Consider the following 15,822-nt stretch of genomic DNA (forward strand, 5'->3'; position numbering starts at 1 on the left):
CCGGCTCCCGGTCACACGTGGGTGAGGAGGCGTTCCAGGGGCCGGGGGACACGCGCCGGGGTCAGATGGGTGACGAGTGCCCGGGCGTAGAGCGCCTTGCGGCCGCTGTGCGTACCCATGAACCGTCGCAGTTGGTGGTCCACGGGGCGTTCTCGCTGGGCCGGTTGGCCCTGGAAGGTGCGGAAGGAGCGCGTCTCGCCCTGGGCCTCGATCACCTGCTGTACGCCTACGGGGCCGAGCGCGCGGATCAGCTCGTCCTCCAGGTCGGCGACGCACACGTGGAACCCGAGTGCCTCCAGGCCGGCGCGGGTGAGGCCGGTACCGAGGCCGACCCGCTCCAGGTGGCGCCGGAAGTGCCGTTCCTCGCCGATGTCGCAGAGTCCGGCGAGAGGGAGGCCGAGGCCCGGCGGGCCGCACACGTCGAGGAAGCGCCCGATGTTGGTCGCGCCGCCGAGCGGTACGACCGCGACGCCTTCCGCGCCGAGGTCACGGCCGTGGCGCGCGGCGAGCGCTTCGAGGGCGGCCTGATCGCTGCCGCCCTCGACGAGCACGATCGTCCGTACGCCGTCGGCCAGCCGCCGCGCCCGGACGGCCGCCGCCTCCGCCGCCGCCCCGCCGGCCGCCCAGGCGACCAGTGCGGCGCGAAACCGCGTCACCTCGTCCACGAGACCTCGCCTCCCGCCGCCATCCTGGCACGGTCGTGATCCCGTACGCACACGCGTTTTCCCGTGCCGGCGGGCCGGAGAGTCGGCGCCCGCGCCCTGGGACGGGGGCGCGTCGGGCGGCGGCACGGCGGGCGGCCGGCCTCGGGCGGCGGGGCGCCGCGGGCACCGGACGCCGGTCAGGCAGCGGGCGCCAAGTGTCGGCCAGGTGCGGCGGGTGCCAGTTCGACGCGTCCGAAGAGGAGGGCGTAGCCGCGCGGCAGCCCGGCGAGGATCCGCTGCGTGAGGTCCTCCCCGACGTGGTCGGCGACGACGGTGAGGACGGTGGAGGTGGCCCACCGGGCTTCGGCGGGGGTGAGGGGGGCGAGGGCCGAGGCCACGCGCCCGACGAAGCCGGGCGCCGTGACGGGTTCGGTGACGGGGACCTGGGCGGCGAGCAGCACTCCGGCCTCGGCGGGCAGGCGGCGCGCCAGTTCGCACCGCTCGTCGCCGATGACGTGGCCGCCGAGGACGGTCAGGACGGCCCGCAGGACGCGTTCGGCCTCCGCGTCGGAGTCGTAGCGGCCGGCGGTGCGGATCTGCTGCACGAGTGCGTGCCACGTCATGGTCGGAGTGCCTTCCTTCCCGGTCTTCCGGGTCTTCCCGGTCGCGCGGCGGCGACCGTCGGTCGTGTGGTGGATCAGTCCGCCCGGGGACGGCCGAACAGGAGGTCGTACCCCGGCGGGAGTTGCAGGAGCGCGCCCCGCATGAGGTCCTCGCCGGCGGCGTCGGCGACGACGCTCAGTACGGCGCCGACGTCCCACAGGGCGGTCTCCTCGGTGGCCCCCTCGATCCATGCCGCGGTGGCGCGGACGAACCGCTGGGGGTCGAGGGGCTCCGCGGCCTGGAGGGGGTTGAGCAGGATCAGCTCGAAGGTCTCCGGCAGCCGGGCCGCGAGCTCGACGCGCACGTCCCCGACGAGGTGCGCGCCGAGCAGTGCCAGGACCACTCTGGCCGCGCGCTCCGCTTCCTGCCGCGTGGGGTACTCACCGCGTTCCCGGACGGCCTCCAGGAACGGTTCCCATCTCATCCGCATCGCGCACCCCTTCCGGCCGGCGGAGGGCGGAGGCGTCCGCCCTCCGGTTCGCGCTGTGAGCGGGGGCGGGTCAGCCCCTGATCTCCTTGCGCGTGCCCTGGCCGGCGCTGATGGCGACCTTGCGCGGCTTGGCGCGCTCGGCGATCGGGATGCGCAGGGTCAGGACGCCCGCGTCGTAGTCGCCCCGGATGTTCTCCACGTCGAGCGTGTCGGCCAGCATGACCTGGCGGGAGAAGACGCCGAGGGGCCGCTCGGACAGCTCCATCTGCACGGCCTCCGCCCTCGGCTGGGGCCTGCGCTCGGCCTTCACCGTCAGCATGTTCCGCTCGACGTCGACGTCGATCGCGTCGGGGTCCACACCGGGCAGGTCGAAGGCGATCACGTACTCGTCGCCGTCGCGGTACGCGTCCATGGCCATCGCGGCGGGCCGCGACCACGTGCCGGACGCGCCGGCGAGGCGCTGGGCGATCCGGTCGAACTCCTGGAACGGGTCGGTGCGCATCAACATCCTGAACACCTCCATCGGCTCGGTCGACTCATGCCAATGCGTTCACCTGACTCCCGTTGTAGCATGTCGTCGTAACGATGACAAGCGCTGATGTCGTCCTCGCGATGACACTCACGCGAGGCGGTCCATGACCTCGACGGCACCGTCCGCCCGCACTCGGAGGAGGCCCTGTGAGCGAAGCCGAGCAGTCGACGCCCTGCTCCCCGACCCCCGGGTCCTTCCTGGCCGCCGCGGCGGCGCTGAGCGCGATCGACGACGCGATCCGCACGGCACAGGACGCGCCGGCGGTCGACGGGAACCCCGTCCCGGAGGCTCCGTCCGCCGCCGAGGAGGCGCTGGCCGCGCTGCTGACGTTGCGCGAGGTGCGCCGGCGGCTCGCCGACTGGGAGCCCCGGCTGATCGAGGCGGCCCGCTCGGCCGGGGCCAGTTGGGCCGAGCTCGCCGGGCCGCTCGGGGTGGCCAGCCGCCAGGCGGCCGAGCGGCGGTACCTGCGCCTGCGGCCGGGCGACCACCACGGGACCACCGGGGACGAGCGGGTGAAGGCGACCCGGGACCGGCGCGCCGCCGACCGCACGGTCGGCGCGTGGGCCCGGCGCAACGCCGCGGACCTGCGGCAGCTGGCCGGACAGATCACGGCCCTCGACGACCTCACCCGTCAGGCGCGCTCGCCGATCGACCGGCTCACCGAGGCGCTGGCCGGGGACGACGCGGCCGGGCTCGTCGGCCCCCTCGCCGACGCCGGACCGCACCTGCGGCGGCACCCGGAGCTCGCCGCGCGCGTGGCCGACGTGACGCGCCGGGCGGACGAGCTGCGCCGCGCGAGCGACCAGGGCCGCCGTACCACCGACTGACGCCCGCCGGGTGCGCGCCCCACCGGGTGCGCGCCCGGCGGGCCGACGGGCCCCGGCGCCCTGACGCCCGGCGCACCGACGCCCCGGCGCCTCTGCACCACGTCGCACCCAGTGGCCACAGCCGGAGCCGCGCCGGCTGCGGGCGTCTGACGTCTCGTCATCCAGGCGAGCCGACGGCCTCTGACCGCCCCGCCCTGCGGACGGCCGTCCCACACCGTCCGCGGGGCGCCCGCACGCCCTCTGTCTCCTCCCCGCCCCGTCCCGGGCCGGGCCTCCGAGGGGGCCCGGGCACCGGCCGGATCCGGTCAGCGTCGCAGGGTCACGGGGACCTCGGCGGTGGCCACGAGACGGCCGTCCTCCGCCGAGTCCCAGGTGGCGGTCAGCTCCCCGGGCCCCCCGCGCGCGGTCCGGAAGGGGACGGTCAGGTCGAACGTGCCGCGTGTGCCGCTGCCCGACGACGCCATGCCGTGCACCTGCGCCGCGGTGCGGTCGGCGGCGTCGACGATCCGCAGGCCGAAGGCCGCCTCGAACGTGTTCGCCGTGCCCCACACCCTCACCGGGCTGCCGATCGTGTCGCCGATCATCGGCGACTCCACGAGCACGGCCGGTGTCAGGTCCTCGAAGTCGGCCCGGCCGACCGGACGCGTCAGGTCGACGCCCTCCCCGCCGAAGTGGCGGACCGGCTTGCCGTCGAGGGCGAAGCGGACCGACGTCACCGAGGGGAAGCGCGTGGCCGTGTAGACGACCTGCGCGAGCCGGGCGCGCATCGACAGGGCGCCGCCCCCGTCGTCGTACCGGCCGGACAGGTCGACGGTGGCCACGCCGTCGCGCACGGCGAGGGACCGCAGTTCCGTCCCGGCGGGGATGGCCGTCGTCCGCTCGTGGCCGCGTTCGAAGCCGTTCGGCCCCGCCAGCAGGGCGCGCAGGGCGCCGGCCGCGGTGGCCGGGGCGGTCACGGAGCGGGGGGCTGGCGACACCCGCTCGCCGTGCAGGAAGTAGACGGCGACGCGTACCTGCTTGCCACCCGCGGGCGGCGCGGTGGGCTGCGTCGTGGCGGGTGCCGTCGGCGGGGTCGTCGACGCGGGAGGGATGGTGCGGCCCGGGGACGACGCGCCGGAGGCCGACGGCGGGACGGTCGTGCCGACCGGGTCCGCCGGCACGGTCGACCCGGTCTCGGTGTCCGGCGCCTCCCCCGGCGCTGTCGCCCCGCCGGCGCCCTCCCCGCACGCGGTGAGCGTCAGCGCCAGGACCAGGGCGGAGACGAGCGGCGCCGCCCGGGGACGCCGGGCCGGTGCGGATGTCGTACGGGTGGGAAATGCCATGGCAGCCTCCTCGCGACCCCTTCGGCCGAGGGGACACCGTCGCACCTCGCCGGGGAAGAGTCGGGTACCCCATCTTTCGTGCGTTGTAGCCCCGTTCGCCAGTGATCCTCCGGTAGCGTCCGGATCGTGAGCGTGCGATTCCAGGAGATCGACTGGCGACCGACCCCGATCGGTGACATCAGCCTGCGGCGCCGACGTGACCCCGCGTCGGGCGAGGACGTGTACGAGGTGAAGCTCGACGACGCGTACCTGATGTCCAGTCTCTTCACCGAGGGGGAGGTGGCGCTGGCGCGGCTCGGGCTCGCCGCCCTGCCCGACGACTCCCGGCCGCTGGACGTCGCCGTCGGCGGTCTGGGGCTCGGTCACACCGCGCACGCCGCGCTGACGGATCCGCGGGTCGGTTCCCTGCTGGTGGTGGAGGCGCTCGGCGAGGTCATCAACTGGCACCAGCGGCACCTCGTACCGCTCGGCGCGGCCCTGACCGCCGACCCCCGGTGCCGGTTCGCGCGCGGCGACTTCTTCGCGCTGGCCGCCGACCCGTCCGGCCTGGACCCGGACCGGCCGGGCCGGCGCTTCGACGCGGTGCTGCTGGACGTCGACCACTCCCCCGCCCACGTGCTCCACCCGCGGCACGCGGCGCTGTACCGGCCCGACGGGCTGCGCGCCCTCGCCCGCCACCTCAGGCCCGGCGGCGTCTTCGCGCTGTGGTCGAACGACCCGCCGGACGGGGCGTTCACCGCCGCGCTCGCCGAGGTCTTCGCCACGTACGCGTCGCACGTGGTGACGTTCCCCCGCCCCGCGGGAAGCCCCGACGGCGGCCCCGCGGCCAACACCGTGTACGTGGCGCGCACCCGGTAGGTCCGGCCCTCCGGCCCCGCCCCCGCACGGGCGGCCGGCACCGCTGCCGATGCCGGCCGTCGGGGCCGGCGCCCCTGCGGTTGCGGCGCGGACCGTCAGGCGGCGCGGGCGCGTGGACCGTCAGGCGCGGAGGTGGCGCAGGACGGCCCGGGCCGCCCGCTCGACGGCCTGCCGGGCCTGCGGTGTGTGGTCGACCGTCTCGAACCCGTGGTGGGCGAGGGGCACGTCGACCACCTCGACGGCCGCGTCGCACTCCCCGGCGGCCGTGAGGAACTCCTCGACCGTCGCGGCGATCTCGGGCCGCTCCCGCTCCACCCGGGTGAGGACGACCGGTGGGCACCCCGCCGCGCGCACCGCGGCGGCCGGGCGGAACCGCTGCCCGGACATGCCCCAGTTGGGGAGCGGGGCGAGGACCGGGTACGTCAGTGCCACGCACCGCAGCCAGGGCGGCGGGGCGGCCAGCCAGTCCGCCGACAGCAGCCCGCCCGCGGACGAGAACCACAGCGCGATCCGGTCGGCGTCGACCCGGGGGTCGGCCCGCGCCAGCTCGACGGCCTCCACGACATCCTCGGCGGCCCGGCCGAAGTCGGTGATCTCGTGCAACCGGTGGTCCAGGGTGACGCCGACCGCGCCGAGCCCGGCCAGGTACCGGCCGTACCCCACGAACGCCGGCCAGTCGCGCGGTGTGGGCGTCACCCCCGCCGGTACCGGCCCGCCGTGGACGAGGACCACGGCCGGGGCGGGCCGGCCCGAGGCCTCCCCCGCGGGCGGGTACAGGTCCACCCGGCCGATCCGCTCGCGGGGCCGCTCGGGGACGTCGAGGAGGAACGGTCGCAGATGCGGCGGCGGCCCGTCCCCGGGCGGGGTCAGCCGGTGCCCCTCTCCCGCGGCGGCCCGCAGCAGGACGTCCGCCAGTTCGCCGGGCACGGCCAGCATCGGCCAGTGGCCGGTGGCCAGTTCGAAGAAGGTGACGCGGGGGTCGGCGAGGGCGCTCAGGCGTGGGTCGCCCAGTCCGACGAGGGCCTGGACGGTGGCGATGCCCGCCCCGTTGCCGGTGCACAGCACCCCGCTCGTCGGCACGTCCGCGGCGGCCCCGGTCAGTCGGAGCGGCGCGGTGAGCGTGCCGGGCGGCTGCGGTGCGGCGAGCCGGGTGAGCCGCTCCAACTCCTCGGCGGGGACACCGGCCGTGCTGCCCCAGCGGCCCCATTCGCCGGGGGTGGCCGGCGGCGCCACGGTGGCGACGCCACCGCTCGCGGCGACGCCGCCGTTCCCCACGCCGCCGTTCCCGCCCGCGTCGCCGGTGCCGCCGTCGTCGGCGGTGCCGCCGTCGTCGGCGGTCCCGGCCGCGTCGGTCACGGCGCGGGTGAGGCGGTCGCGGACCTCCTCGTCGGGCAGGAGCTGCACGGGCGGGTCACCGTCCTGGGGCAGGCCCGCGTCCAGATGGACGATCCGGGCGATCCGCCTCGCGCGCAGGTCGGCGGCGCCGAGCGCCGGGTGGATGCCGTAGCCGTGCCCGACCAGCACCACCTGCGCGGCGGCGGCCGCGTCGACGAGCCGCACCACGTCCCGGACGTGCGTGTCCAGGTCCGCCCCGGGGTCCGTCGACAGCGTCGCCGCGTGCACCTCGGCCCCCGCGGCCCGCAGCCGCTCGACCACACCGTCCCAGACCCATCCGCCGGTGAAGACCTCCCCCACCAGTACGAACGCCGTCATGACCCTCCTCTTCGTCGTCGCTGTCGCCGCCGACCCCGACGTGTCCGTCCGGTTGTCGGCCGCCCGTGCGACGGACGCTAGGAGCTCCCCGTGGGGGAGGTTCAAGGGCCGGACGCCGCCGCCGGACGGGCGGCGCCGCGCCTCCCGGTGGCGGGCGAGCGCCGCTTCCGTGTCGGCGGCGACGTGACCGGCGTCGAGCGCGGCCGTGGCGGCCGTGCCGGCCGGCACGGGCACCCCGGCCGACGGGCCCGGTGACACCCACCCGCCACCCACGCGCCGGGGACGTCGGTGCCGCCGCCCGGACCGGACCTGACGTGTTCGCCCCTGCCGGACGGGGGCTGACCGACCGCCGGGCCGGCCGGCGCCGTCGCCGGGTCCGCCGTGTGCCTGCCGTGCCTGCCGTGCGCGTCGCGCCCGTCACGCGGCCGGCGACCGCCCGCCCCGGTCCGGTCCGTCCCGGTCCGCGCGGGGCCGAGGGTGGCGCGTGTCGAACCGGCGCGCGTCGGGTCAGGACGACGCGGGGTGGGAGAGCACGACCTTGCCGCGGGCGTCGGTGGCGAGGTAGCCGGTCGCCCGGTACTCGTTGGTGAGGTAGTAACGCACGGTGGGCTGGTCGGCGTTGAACGTCCACCGGTCGACGATCACGTACCGCAGGTTCGGATCGTCGACCTTCAGGTCCTTCTCCCCGCGCCGCATGAGCGCCGGGAGGGTGTCCCAGGCGAGCGCGGCCGCGTCGAAGGGCTGCTCGTCGGGCGAGTCCGGGTCGATGGTGCCGCCAGGACCGGTCTTCGCCGCCACGCCGTCGCGGTACTGGTACCGGTCGTACGTCCTCGCGCCCGGCTTGGTGGGGATGTCGGCCAGCGCGTACTCCTCGTAGAAGGTCACCTGCTTGACCTGCGGGTTGCCGCTCGCCTCGCGGAACGCCCCGAGGACGGTGCGGACGTTCGCCGTCGTCAGGAGCGAGCCCCTGGTCGACGCGGGCACCCCGTCCGCCGAGGAAGCCGTACCGCCGCCGGTGGTGCCGCGCGCCCCGGACACCGGGTCGCGCGAGGCGGAGCCGGACGAGGGCGCGGTGCCCCGGCCGTCGTCGGTCGTGCCCCCGGCGAACGGCCAGTTCAGTGCGGCGACGACCGCGATGGCGACGGCCGCTGCCGAGGCGACGGAGAGGGCGGCACGGCGGCCCGCCGGCCGGCGGGCGGGCGGCACGGGCGGTACCGGCGGGCCGAACGCGCCGTTGGGCACCGTGGCGTGCGGCGTCCAGGCCGGACGGTGGGCCTGCGGCCCGGCGTACGCGGGGTGCTGCCCGTACGGAGCGGCGCCGGCGCCCGGTCCGTGGGGCGGCGTGGTCGGGGCGGGCGCCGCCGCCTCCCGCAGCAGCCGCTCCAGCTCCGCGCCGTCCGGGCGCCGGGCGGGGTCGCGGACCAGGAGCCGGTCCAGGACGGGTCCGAGGGCGCCCGACCTGACCGGCGGCGGGATCGGGTCGTCCAGGACGGCGACGACGGTCGCGAGGCTGGTCGCCCGGCGGAACGGATGGTGCCCCTCGGCCGCCACGTACAGCAGCATGCCGAGCGACCACAGGTCGGAGGCCGGGTTGCCCTCCTCGCCGCGGACGCGCTCGGGCGCGATGAACTCCGGTGAGCCGATCAGGTCGCCGGTCGAGGTGAGCCGGGACGTCGCCTCCGAGAACTCGGCGATGCCGAAGTCGGTGAGGACGGCGCTGCCGTCGGGGCGCAGCAGGACGTTCGCGGGCTTCACGTCGCGGTGGTTGATGCCCGCGGAGTGCGCGGCGCGCAGCGCGGACAGGACCTCCAGGCCGAGCCGGATCACCTCGGGCACGGGCATGGGGCCCTCGGCGAGCCGTTCGTAGACGGAGCGTCCCTCGACGAGCTCCATGACGATCCAGGGGTGGGAGCCGTCGGCGGGCTCGACGATGTGGTGGATCGTCACCACGTGCGGGTTCGACAGCCGAGCCAGCGCCCTGGCCTCGCGGACGGCGCGCAGGCGCAGCTGCGCGGCGAGGCCGGGGTCGGCCTCCTCGACGGCGGGGTCGGGTGGGCGGACCTCCTTGAGCGCGACCTCACGGTCCAGGGCGACGTCCCGCGCCCGCCAGACCGTGCCCATGCCGCCGCTGCCCAAGCGGGAGACCAGTTCGAACCGTGCGTCGACCAGGGGTCTGCCGCCCTCACTCATGCTCATGGCGGGTCATCGTAGGCGGGGCGCGCGCCCGCCCGTGCGGCAGGCGCCGAAAACCCGGTGCCCGGGCCCGCACGCGCTCACTACACTCGCGGTGCGCGCCGCCGGCACACCGTCCGGGGCGCGCCCGACGGGTGACCGGACGACGAGTCGAAGGGGGCGGACCATGCGGGACCACACCGCTGTCGACGCCCCCTGGTCGCGGTACGACGTGATCCTGGTGTCCTCGTAGGCCCGGTGCCGGCCGCGCGGCCGGCACCGGAGCCCGTGACAGGACGTACCTCCGTACCTCCCCCTTCCCTCTCCCCCTGTGCCCTCCCGCTTCCGGGCCGCCGTGTGCGCCGTGTGCGCCATGTGCGCCGTCACGCGGTGACGGCGTGCGTCATCGAGCGCCTACGTGCGACGGGGTCGCCGTGCCCGCGGCGGCACGGCGATCGCCGTGTCCACGGACGCCGCGGACACCGGTGACACCGGTACCGGGGCACCGGGAGTGGAGTCGGGCCCCGCTCAGGGGCGGGGGGGCCGCACGGGAATCGCGCGCCCCACGTCTTCGCCGGACCCAGAAGAAAGGCCACACGGCCGTGCGTACCGACCCGCGACACCGCATCACCTCTCCCCTGAGCACCGTACGGAACATCGGCGTGCTCGCCCACGTCGACGCCGGGAAGACCACCGTGACGGAGCGGATCCTGTACCTGACCGGCACCACCCACAAGCGGGGCGAGGTGCACGACGGGACGACCGTGACCGACTTCGACCCGCAGGAGCGCGACCGCGGCATCACCATCTTCGCGGCGGCCGTCAGCTGTGTCTGGGACGGCCACCGGATCAACCTCATCGACACGCCCGGCCACGTTGACTTCACCGACGAGGTGACGCGTTCGCTGCGCGTCCTCGACGGGGCGGTCGCGGTGTTCGACGCGGTCGCGGGCGTGGAGCCGCAGGGCGAGGCCGTGTGGCGCCAGGCCGACCGGCAGGGCGTGCCCAGGATCGCGTTCGTCAACAAGCTGGACCGCGCGGGCGCCGACCTCGACGCGGCGGTCGCCTCGATCCGCGAACGGCTCGGCGTGGTCCCGCTGGTGGCGCAGCTGCCGATCGGGCGCGAGTCCGGCTTCACCGGCGTCGTGGACCTGCTGCGGATGCGGGCGCTGGTCTGGGCGGACGGCCGGGACGGGTACGAGGACCGCCCGGTGCCCGGGGCGCTGCGCGAGGAGGCGGCGCGGCGGCGCGCGCTGCTGGAGGAGACCGTGGCGGAGCTGCACCCGGCCGCGCTGGAGGAGTACTGCGCCGCCGGCGGGGTCTCGGCCGGCACGCTCGCGTCCGCCCTGCGTGACCTGACGCGCGGTGGCGGGGGCGTCGTGGTGCTGTGCGGGTCGGCGTACCGCGACCGCGGGATCGAGCCGCTGCTGGAGGCCGTCGTCGCGTACCTGCCCTCGCCGCTGGACGTGCCCGCCGTGCGCGGCACGCTCGACGGTGAGGTGCGGGAGAGGGCCGCCGACCCGGCGGCGCCGTTCTGCGGTCTCGTGTTCAAGGTGCAGTCGACCCCGACCGGCCGGCTCACCTTCCTGCGCGCGTACGCCGGCACCCTGCGCAAGGGGGAGGTCGTGCTCGACCCGGTGTCGGGCCGCACGGAGCGGATCGCCCGCATCCTGCGGGTGCGGGCGGACCGGCACGCCGAGACCGACGTCGCGGTGGCCGGCGACATCGTCGCGGTGGTCGGGCCGAAGGCGGCACGCGCGGGGACGACCCTGTGCGCGCCCGGTGCGCCGCTGGTGCTCGAACCGCCCGGGACGGCCGAGCCGGTGGTGTCCGTGGCGGTCGAGGCGCGCCGCGCCCCGGACGCGGACCGGTTGGCGACCGCGCTGGGCCGGCTGGCGGAGGAGGACCCCTCGCTCGTCGTGCGGACCGATCCGGAGACCGGGCAGACCGTGCTGTCGGGGCTGGGTGAACTGCACCTGGAGGTCGCGGTGGAGACGCTGCGCCGCCACGGGGTGGAGGTCGCGGTGGGCCGCCCGCGGGTCTCTTACCGCGAGACGGTGGCCCGTGGCGTGACGGGGTCGGTGTACCGGCACGTCAAACAGGACGGCGGGGCGGGTCAGTTCGCCCACGTGGTGCTGGACGTGGAACCGCTGGACGTGGCGCCGGGCACGGCGGGCGCCTTCGAGTTCCGGTCGGTGGTCGTCGGGGGCCGGGTGCCGCAGGAGTTCGTGCGGGCGGTGGAGACGGGCTGCCGGGACGCGCTGGCCGAGGGGCCGCTCGCCGGTCATCCGGTGGTCGGTCTGCGGGTCACGCTGACCGACGGGGCGACGCACCCCAAGGACTCCTCGGAGCTCGCGTTCCGCACGGCGGGCCGTCTGGGCCTGCGCGAGGCCCTGCGTACGGGGGTGACGGCGCTCCTGGAGCCCGTCGCCGAGGTGACGGCCACCGTGCCGGACGACGCCGTGGGCGGGGTGCTCGGCGACCTGGCGGCACGGCGCGGCCGCGTCACCGGCTCGACCGCGCGGGCCGGGACGACGACGGTCACCGCGACGGTACCGCTGGCGGAGCTGTTCGGCTACGCGTCCCGGCTGCGGGGCCGCACCCAGGGCCGGGGCACGTTCACGACCCGCCCGTGCGGGTACGCCCCGGTCCCGGCGGCGGTCTCCGCGCGCCTCCTGCCCGGCTGACCCGCGCCGTGCCCCGGCCGGTCCGGTCCGGTGACGTTCGCCGCCCGGCGGACGGGATCGGAACGGCCGGGGCGCCCGGGGTTCCGTGGCACGGCGGCCGAGGAGTCCGGCGGGCGGCGCGCGGGATACGTGTCACGAATTCGTCACAGGTGGTGACGGCGAGTGGATCACCCGTCACTTTCGCCCCTCGGCGCCCCTTGTCCGACCGTCGGATCGAGTGACCACGGCCCCCGGAGGGACCACATGGGCAGGCACAGGCAGGCGGGCGGGGCGAGCGGCGCCCGCCACACCCTGGTGAGGACCACGACCGCGCTGGGAGTGGCCGGTGCGCTGGCTCTGGCGCTCCAGTCCTCACCCGACGCCCCGGCGTCCCGGGCGCGGCCCGAGTCGCCACGGGGCCCGCTGCCCGGTGCGGGCGGCCCGGTGGTCCCCGCCGGGGGCCCGGACGGGGCGCGTACGGGGCCGGGGCGAGCGGGACCGGGCGGGGCGGCGGGGCCGACGCTGCTGCCCGCCCTCAGCGCCGAGCCACGGCGGCCGGTCGGCGGCGGCTGGGCTCCGGTGCCGGACGCACCTCGGCCCGAGGCCCGGACGGCGGGACGGGACGCCGCTCCCTCGACGCCGGGACCGGCCGCCGAGCGCGGGCCGGAGCCGGGACCCGGGCCGCACGCACCGGGCCCGCCGCCGGGCGCGCCCGCCGCGCCGGGCGCGCCGGATGACGGCCCGGCGCCCTCGGGCGACCCGGCGCCGCGGCCCTCCGCGCCGGCCGGGCCGGTCGGCTCGCTCGGCGACCTGCTGCACGACCTCGTACCGGGCTCCGGCGCCCGCCCCGACACCCGGACGACGGGCGCGGCGGGGTGACCCCCGGCAGCTCCGCCGGCACCGCGCGCCGGTGCCGACGGGCCCACCCACCCGGCCCGCGGGGAGGTGACCGGCCCGGACCCCGCCCGGTACGGGACTACCGGCGGACGCGCCAGTCGAAGACGGTGCGCAGGGTCTTCTCGACGGCCGGGTCGCGGACCGAGGACGTACGGTCCACCACCGTCACGGACAGCTTGTGCGACCGGAAGTCGTGCGGACGCAGCCCCAGCTGGGCGACGGGCACCTCGGTGCGGCCCGCCAGGTGCCGCAGTTCGCGGCCGTCGAGGTACCAGCGGACGGTGAGCTGGTGGCCGTCCGCCCCCGTCAGGCGGGGGACGGCGATCCGCGCCGCGTCGTCGGCGCGGAGCGTGCCGCCCGTCGGGGTGAGCGCGGTGGCCGGCTCGGCGTGCCGGTAGAAGCCGGCGATCATCGCTTCCACGCCCGGCAGGTTGAACGGCCGGTCCAGGACGCGCATGAGGGAGTTGTCGGTGGGCCGGTGGAGGCCGGCGACGTAGTACCCGCCGCCCTCGTAGGCGCCGACCGTGCCCCCGTCGGGCGACTCCTCGCCCAGCCAGCGGTACCACTTGGCGCGCCGCTCGGCCATGCGGGCGGCGTCGAGCGTCGACGTGTTCGGATCGGTCGGCTCCTTGCCGGTGTACCGCTCGTAGCCCGGCGTGCCGGGGTAGAAGTACTCGTCGGCGAGCCGGCCGAGGGAGTGGCCGGTCTCGTGGATGGCGACCTGACCGGACTTGGCGTTCCCGGCGGAGGCGGTGGCGATCCCGTCGTAGCCGATGGTGGCGTTCGGCTCGTTGTAGCCGGCGCCGCCGTATTTGGCGCTGTTGGCGAGGACGAGGACGAGGTCGGCGTCGGGGGCGAGCGCGGCGTAGGTGTCCACCTCGTCCTGGTCGACGCAGAGCAGCCGCTCGATGTCGCCGCACCAGAAGTGGGCGCCGAGGGCCGTGTCGCGGACGGTGGCGCGGTCGGGGTCGCCGGTGACACCGGAGTCGCGGGAGACCGCGTCGACCGCCCAGACGTTGAACAGGCCCTGGTAGGTGGTGTACGGCTCGACGGCCGCGACCTCCGCCCACTTGTCGCGGGCGTCCGCGCGGAACCGCGGCAGCTCGGCGGCGGTGTAGCCGTCGCCGATGACGACGACGTCCAGCCGGTCGGCGGTGGGGCCGTTGTCGACCAGCTTGGTGACGGTCCCGTCGGCCCGCTCCTCGGCCGCGGAGAGCCGCGCCGCTGGCCGGTCCTGGCCGGCGGCCGGGACGCGGAGGTGGCCCGAGCCGGCGACGGTGCCGTGTTCGGGGCCGGGTATCTCGACCTCCACGACCTCCGTGTGCCGGCCCGGCGCGGCGAGCGGAGCCGGGCCCGCCGCCGCGGTGCCGGGTCCGGCGGCGAGTGACGCGACGACGGCCGCGGCCAGGCCGGCCGCCGTCAGGGAGCTGCGCAGGGTGGTGCGCACGAGCCCTCCTTCGAAGTGGGGGGTTAATCGCGGACTTAAATCCGGTGAACAGGCCGCTTAAGGTAGGGGGCCCGCGGCGGCTGCGCAATGGCCAGGAGCCGCTGGATACTGGGGAGTTCGAGCTACCAGGGGGTTGTCATGGACGAACCGGCCGAGATCGGCCGCCGGGTCCAGCGGCTGCGCGCCGAGCGCGGGCTGACGCAGCGGCAGTTGGCGGAGCCGTCGTACACCGCGGCGTACGTGTCGACGCTGGAGTCCGGCAGGGTGCGACCGTCGGAGACGGCGCTGCGGTTCCTCGCCGACCGGCTGGGCGCGTCGTACGAGGAGCTGGCGACCGGGCGCCCGGCCCACCTGGCCACGGAGGTGCGCCTCGGCCTCACCGAGGCGCAGAGCATGCTGGCCACCGGGTCCGCCGACGGGGCCGCCGCCCGGTACCGGGCGCTGCTCGCCGACGCCGAGCGGCACGGCCTGGCGGCCGAGCGGACGGAGGCGCTCCTCGGGCTGGGCGACTGCGCCCTGGAGACCGGTGACCTCGCCGACGCCGGCGGGCACTTCGCCGAGGCGGAGCGGCTGCTGGCCGGCGAACCGGCGCCCCGGCGCGCCCGGGCGGTCCGGGGGCGCGCCGTCGCCCATCTGCTCGCCGGCGAGCTGCGGTACGCCTGCTACCTCCTGGAGTCGGCCATCGACGAGCTGACGGGGAGCGGCCTCGCCGACCCGGAGGCGCTGGTGATGCTGTACGCGGCGGTCATCGGCCCGTACATCGACATGGGGGCGCACGCCCGTGCCGCGCACGCGGCGGAGCTGGCCCTCGCCCTGGCTCCGCAGGTCGCCGACCCGGCGCTGGTGGCGGGCATGCACCGGCAGGTGGCGCGGACGTTCCTCGCGGAGGGGCGCACCGCCGACGCCGACGCGTCACTCGCCAAGGCGCAGTCGATGTACCGGCAACTGCGGCTGCGCACCGACCTGGCGCACTGCCACTGGATGCGCGGGTACGTCAAGGCGCAGAGCGGCGAACTGGACGCCGCCGAGCGGGAGTTGCGCACCGCGCGGGACATGCTGGCGACCCGCGGGGCGGCGCTGTACACGGCGCAGGTGGAAGTGGAGCTGGCGGACGTGCTGCGGCGGCTCGGCCGGTACGACGAGGCCGCCGGGCTGCTGTCCGCCCTGCTCGACCTGGACGACCGGCGCGGCGCCGTGCACGCGGGCGGCGCGCACCGGCTGCTCGGGCTGATCGCCGAGGAGCGGGGGGAGACGGAGTCCGCCGAGGAGCACTACGTCCTGGCGCTGGGCCTGCTGGAGCGCAGCGGCGCGACGGGCGACCTGGCGGACCTGTGCCGACTGCTGGGCGACCTGCTGCGGCGCACCGGCCGGACCGAGGCCGCGTTGGACGCGTACCGTACCGGCCTCGGCCACCGCGCGGCGCCCGGCACGACGACGCTCGGCCCGGCACCGGCCGCCCCCGCGCTCCGCCCGGCCGGCGGCGGGGTCGGCTAGCCGGGGCGCGCCGCGTCGGGGTGCCGTCCCGGCCACCGTGGCGCGGAACGCGGGGGTCGGCGCACGCCCCGTGTGCCGTGGGCGGCGCGCTCGCGCACCACGCGCCGCCGGGATCACGCCCGGATCCGGCTGCTCGGGCCGGGCCCGGGGTGGGGAT

General features: G+C 76.9%; 14 protein-coding genes. 6 read left to right on the plus strand and 8 right to left on the minus strand.

The features are described 5' to 3' along the window. Positions 1-11: 11 nt before the first annotated feature. From NRO40_RS02190 to NRO40_RS02205, 4 genes are all read right to left on the minus strand, one after another. On the minus strand, positions 12-665 hold the full coding sequence (locus tag NRO40_RS02190; protein WP_058942782.1) for an ATP-dependent endonuclease: 654 nt from the start codon (positions 663-665) through the stop codon (positions 12-14). 176 nt (positions 666-841) lie between these two features. Continuing rightward, on the minus strand, positions 842-1,267 hold the full coding sequence (locus NRO40_RS02195; protein WP_058942781.1) for a DUF2267 domain-containing protein: 426 nt from the start codon (positions 1,265-1,267) through the stop codon (positions 842-844). 74 nt (positions 1,268-1,341) lie between these two features. Beyond that, positions 1,342-1,737: a DUF2267 domain-containing protein gene (locus tag NRO40_RS02200; protein ID WP_058942780.1), complete on the minus strand. Its 396-nt coding sequence runs from the start codon at positions 1,735-1,737 to the stop codon at positions 1,342-1,344. A 70-nt stretch (positions 1,738-1,807) separates the two neighbouring features. After that, a complete protein-coding gene (locus NRO40_RS02205; protein ID WP_058942820.1) occupies positions 1,808-2,245 on the minus strand; it encodes an Hsp20/alpha crystallin family protein in 438 nt (145 codons plus the stop codon). 170 nt (positions 2,246-2,415) lie between these two features. On the opposite strand from NRO40_RS02205, the gene NRO40_RS02210 reads away from it, so the two are divergent. Continuing rightward, on the plus strand, positions 2,416-3,096 hold the full coding sequence (locus NRO40_RS02210; protein ID WP_058942779.1) for a hypothetical protein: 681 nt from the start codon (positions 2,416-2,418) through the stop codon (positions 3,094-3,096). A 305-nt stretch (positions 3,097-3,401) separates the two neighbouring features. Here the strand turns inward: NRO40_RS02210 and NRO40_RS02215 are convergent, their stop codons facing one another. After that, a complete protein-coding gene (locus NRO40_RS02215; RefSeq protein ID WP_058942778.1) occupies positions 3,402-4,418 on the minus strand; it encodes a GerMN domain-containing protein in 1,017 nt (338 codons plus the stop codon). A gap of 126 nt (positions 4,419-4,544) precedes the next feature. Between NRO40_RS02215 and NRO40_RS02220 the strand changes: the two genes are divergently transcribed. After that, positions 4,545-5,276 carry a polyamine aminopropyltransferase gene (locus tag NRO40_RS02220; protein ID WP_058942777.1) on the plus strand — a complete coding sequence of 244 codons (732 nt, stop codon included), beginning with the start codon at positions 4,545-4,547 and terminating at the stop codon, positions 5,274-5,276. Between the two features lie 120 nt (positions 5,277-5,396). Here the strand turns inward: NRO40_RS02220 and NRO40_RS02225 are convergent, their stop codons facing one another. Beyond that, positions 5,397-6,989 carry an alpha/beta hydrolase gene (locus NRO40_RS02225; RefSeq protein ID WP_058942819.1) on the minus strand — a complete coding sequence of 531 codons (1,593 nt, stop codon included), beginning with the start codon at positions 6,987-6,989 and terminating at the stop codon, positions 5,397-5,399. Between NRO40_RS02225 and NRO40_RS02230 the strand changes: the two genes are divergently transcribed. Continuing rightward, the gene (locus tag NRO40_RS02230) at positions 6,988-7,176 is read left to right on the plus strand and encodes a hypothetical protein (protein ID WP_157901881.1); all 189 of its coding nucleotides are present in this window, start codon (positions 6,988-6,990) and stop codon (positions 7,174-7,176) included. The two genes, NRO40_RS02225 and NRO40_RS02230, sit on opposite strands and share 2 nt — an antisense overlap. Positions 7,177-7,496: 320 nt before the next feature. Here NRO40_RS02230 and NRO40_RS02235 read toward each other — a convergent pair whose 3' ends face one another. Then, the gene (locus NRO40_RS02235) at positions 7,497-9,185 is read right to left on the minus strand and encodes a serine/threonine-protein kinase (protein ID WP_079047146.1); all 1,689 of its coding nucleotides are present in this window, start codon (positions 9,183-9,185) and stop codon (positions 7,497-7,499) included. A gap of 578 nt (positions 9,186-9,763) precedes the next feature. On the opposite strand from NRO40_RS02235, the gene fusA reads away from it, so the two are divergent. After that, on the plus strand, positions 9,764-11,848 hold the full coding sequence (gene fusA / locus NRO40_RS02240; RefSeq protein ID WP_058942776.1) for an elongation factor G: 2,085 nt from the start codon (positions 9,764-9,766) through the stop codon (positions 11,846-11,848). Between the two features lie 243 nt (positions 11,849-12,091). Next, complete coding sequence (locus tag NRO40_RS02245; protein ID WP_257375316.1) at positions 12,092-12,706, plus strand: hypothetical protein; 615 nt, start codon at positions 12,092-12,094, stop codon at positions 12,704-12,706. Between the two features lie 97 nt (positions 12,707-12,803). On the opposite strand, the gene NRO40_RS02250 is transcribed toward NRO40_RS02245, so the two are convergent. Next, positions 12,804-14,171 carry a M64 family metallopeptidase gene (locus NRO40_RS02250; protein ID WP_232791259.1) on the minus strand — a complete coding sequence of 456 codons (1,368 nt, stop codon included), beginning with the start codon at positions 14,169-14,171 and terminating at the stop codon, positions 12,804-12,806. A 138-nt stretch (positions 14,172-14,309) separates the two neighbouring features. Between NRO40_RS02250 and NRO40_RS02255 the strand changes: the two genes are divergently transcribed. Further along, positions 14,310-15,665 (plus strand): helix-turn-helix domain-containing protein, encoded by a 1,356-nt coding sequence (locus tag NRO40_RS02255; RefSeq protein WP_058945038.1) that lies wholly within the window; start codon positions 14,310-14,312, stop codon positions 15,663-15,665. Positions 15,666-15,822: the final 157 nt, after the last annotated feature.

The organism is Streptomyces changanensis (assembly GCF_024600715.1).
Classification (GTDB): domain Bacteria; phylum Actinomycetota; class Actinomycetes; order Streptomycetales; family Streptomycetaceae; genus Streptomyces; species Streptomyces changanensis.

Bases quoted from the DNA above. Each gene is read 5' to 3' on its own strand.
- NRO40_RS02205 (WP_058942820.1), bottom strand. From the start codon at position 2,245: ATGTTGATGCGCACCGACCCGTTCCAGGAGTTCGACCGGATCGCCCAG.
- NRO40_RS02195 (WP_058942781.1), bottom strand. From the start codon at position 1,267: ATGACGTGGCACGCACTCGTGCAGCAGATCCGCACCGCCGGCCGCTAC.
- NRO40_RS02255 (WP_058945038.1), top strand. From the start codon at position 14,310: ATGGACGAACCGGCCGAGATCGGCCGCCGGGTCCAGCGGCTGCGCGCC.
- NRO40_RS02225 (WP_058942819.1), bottom strand. From the start codon at position 6,989: ATGACGGCGTTCGTACTGGTGGGGGAGGTCTTCACCGGCGGATGGGTC.
- NRO40_RS02245 (WP_257375316.1), top strand. From the start codon at position 12,092: ATGGGCAGGCACAGGCAGGCGGGCGGGGCGAGCGGCGCCCGCCACACC.
- NRO40_RS02215 (WP_058942778.1), bottom strand. From the start codon at position 4,418: ATGGCATTTCCCACCCGTACGACATCCGCACCGGCCCGGCGTCCCCGG.
- NRO40_RS02235 (WP_079047146.1), bottom strand. From the start codon at position 9,185: ATGAGCATGAGTGAGGGCGGCAGACCCCTGGTCGACGCACGGTTCGAA.
- NRO40_RS02200 (WP_058942780.1), bottom strand. From the start codon at position 1,737: ATGCGGATGAGATGGGAACCGTTCCTGGAGGCCGTCCGGGAACGCGGT.
- NRO40_RS02230 (WP_157901881.1), top strand. From the start codon at position 6,988: ATGACCCTCCTCTTCGTCGTCGCTGTCGCCGCCGACCCCGACGTGTCC.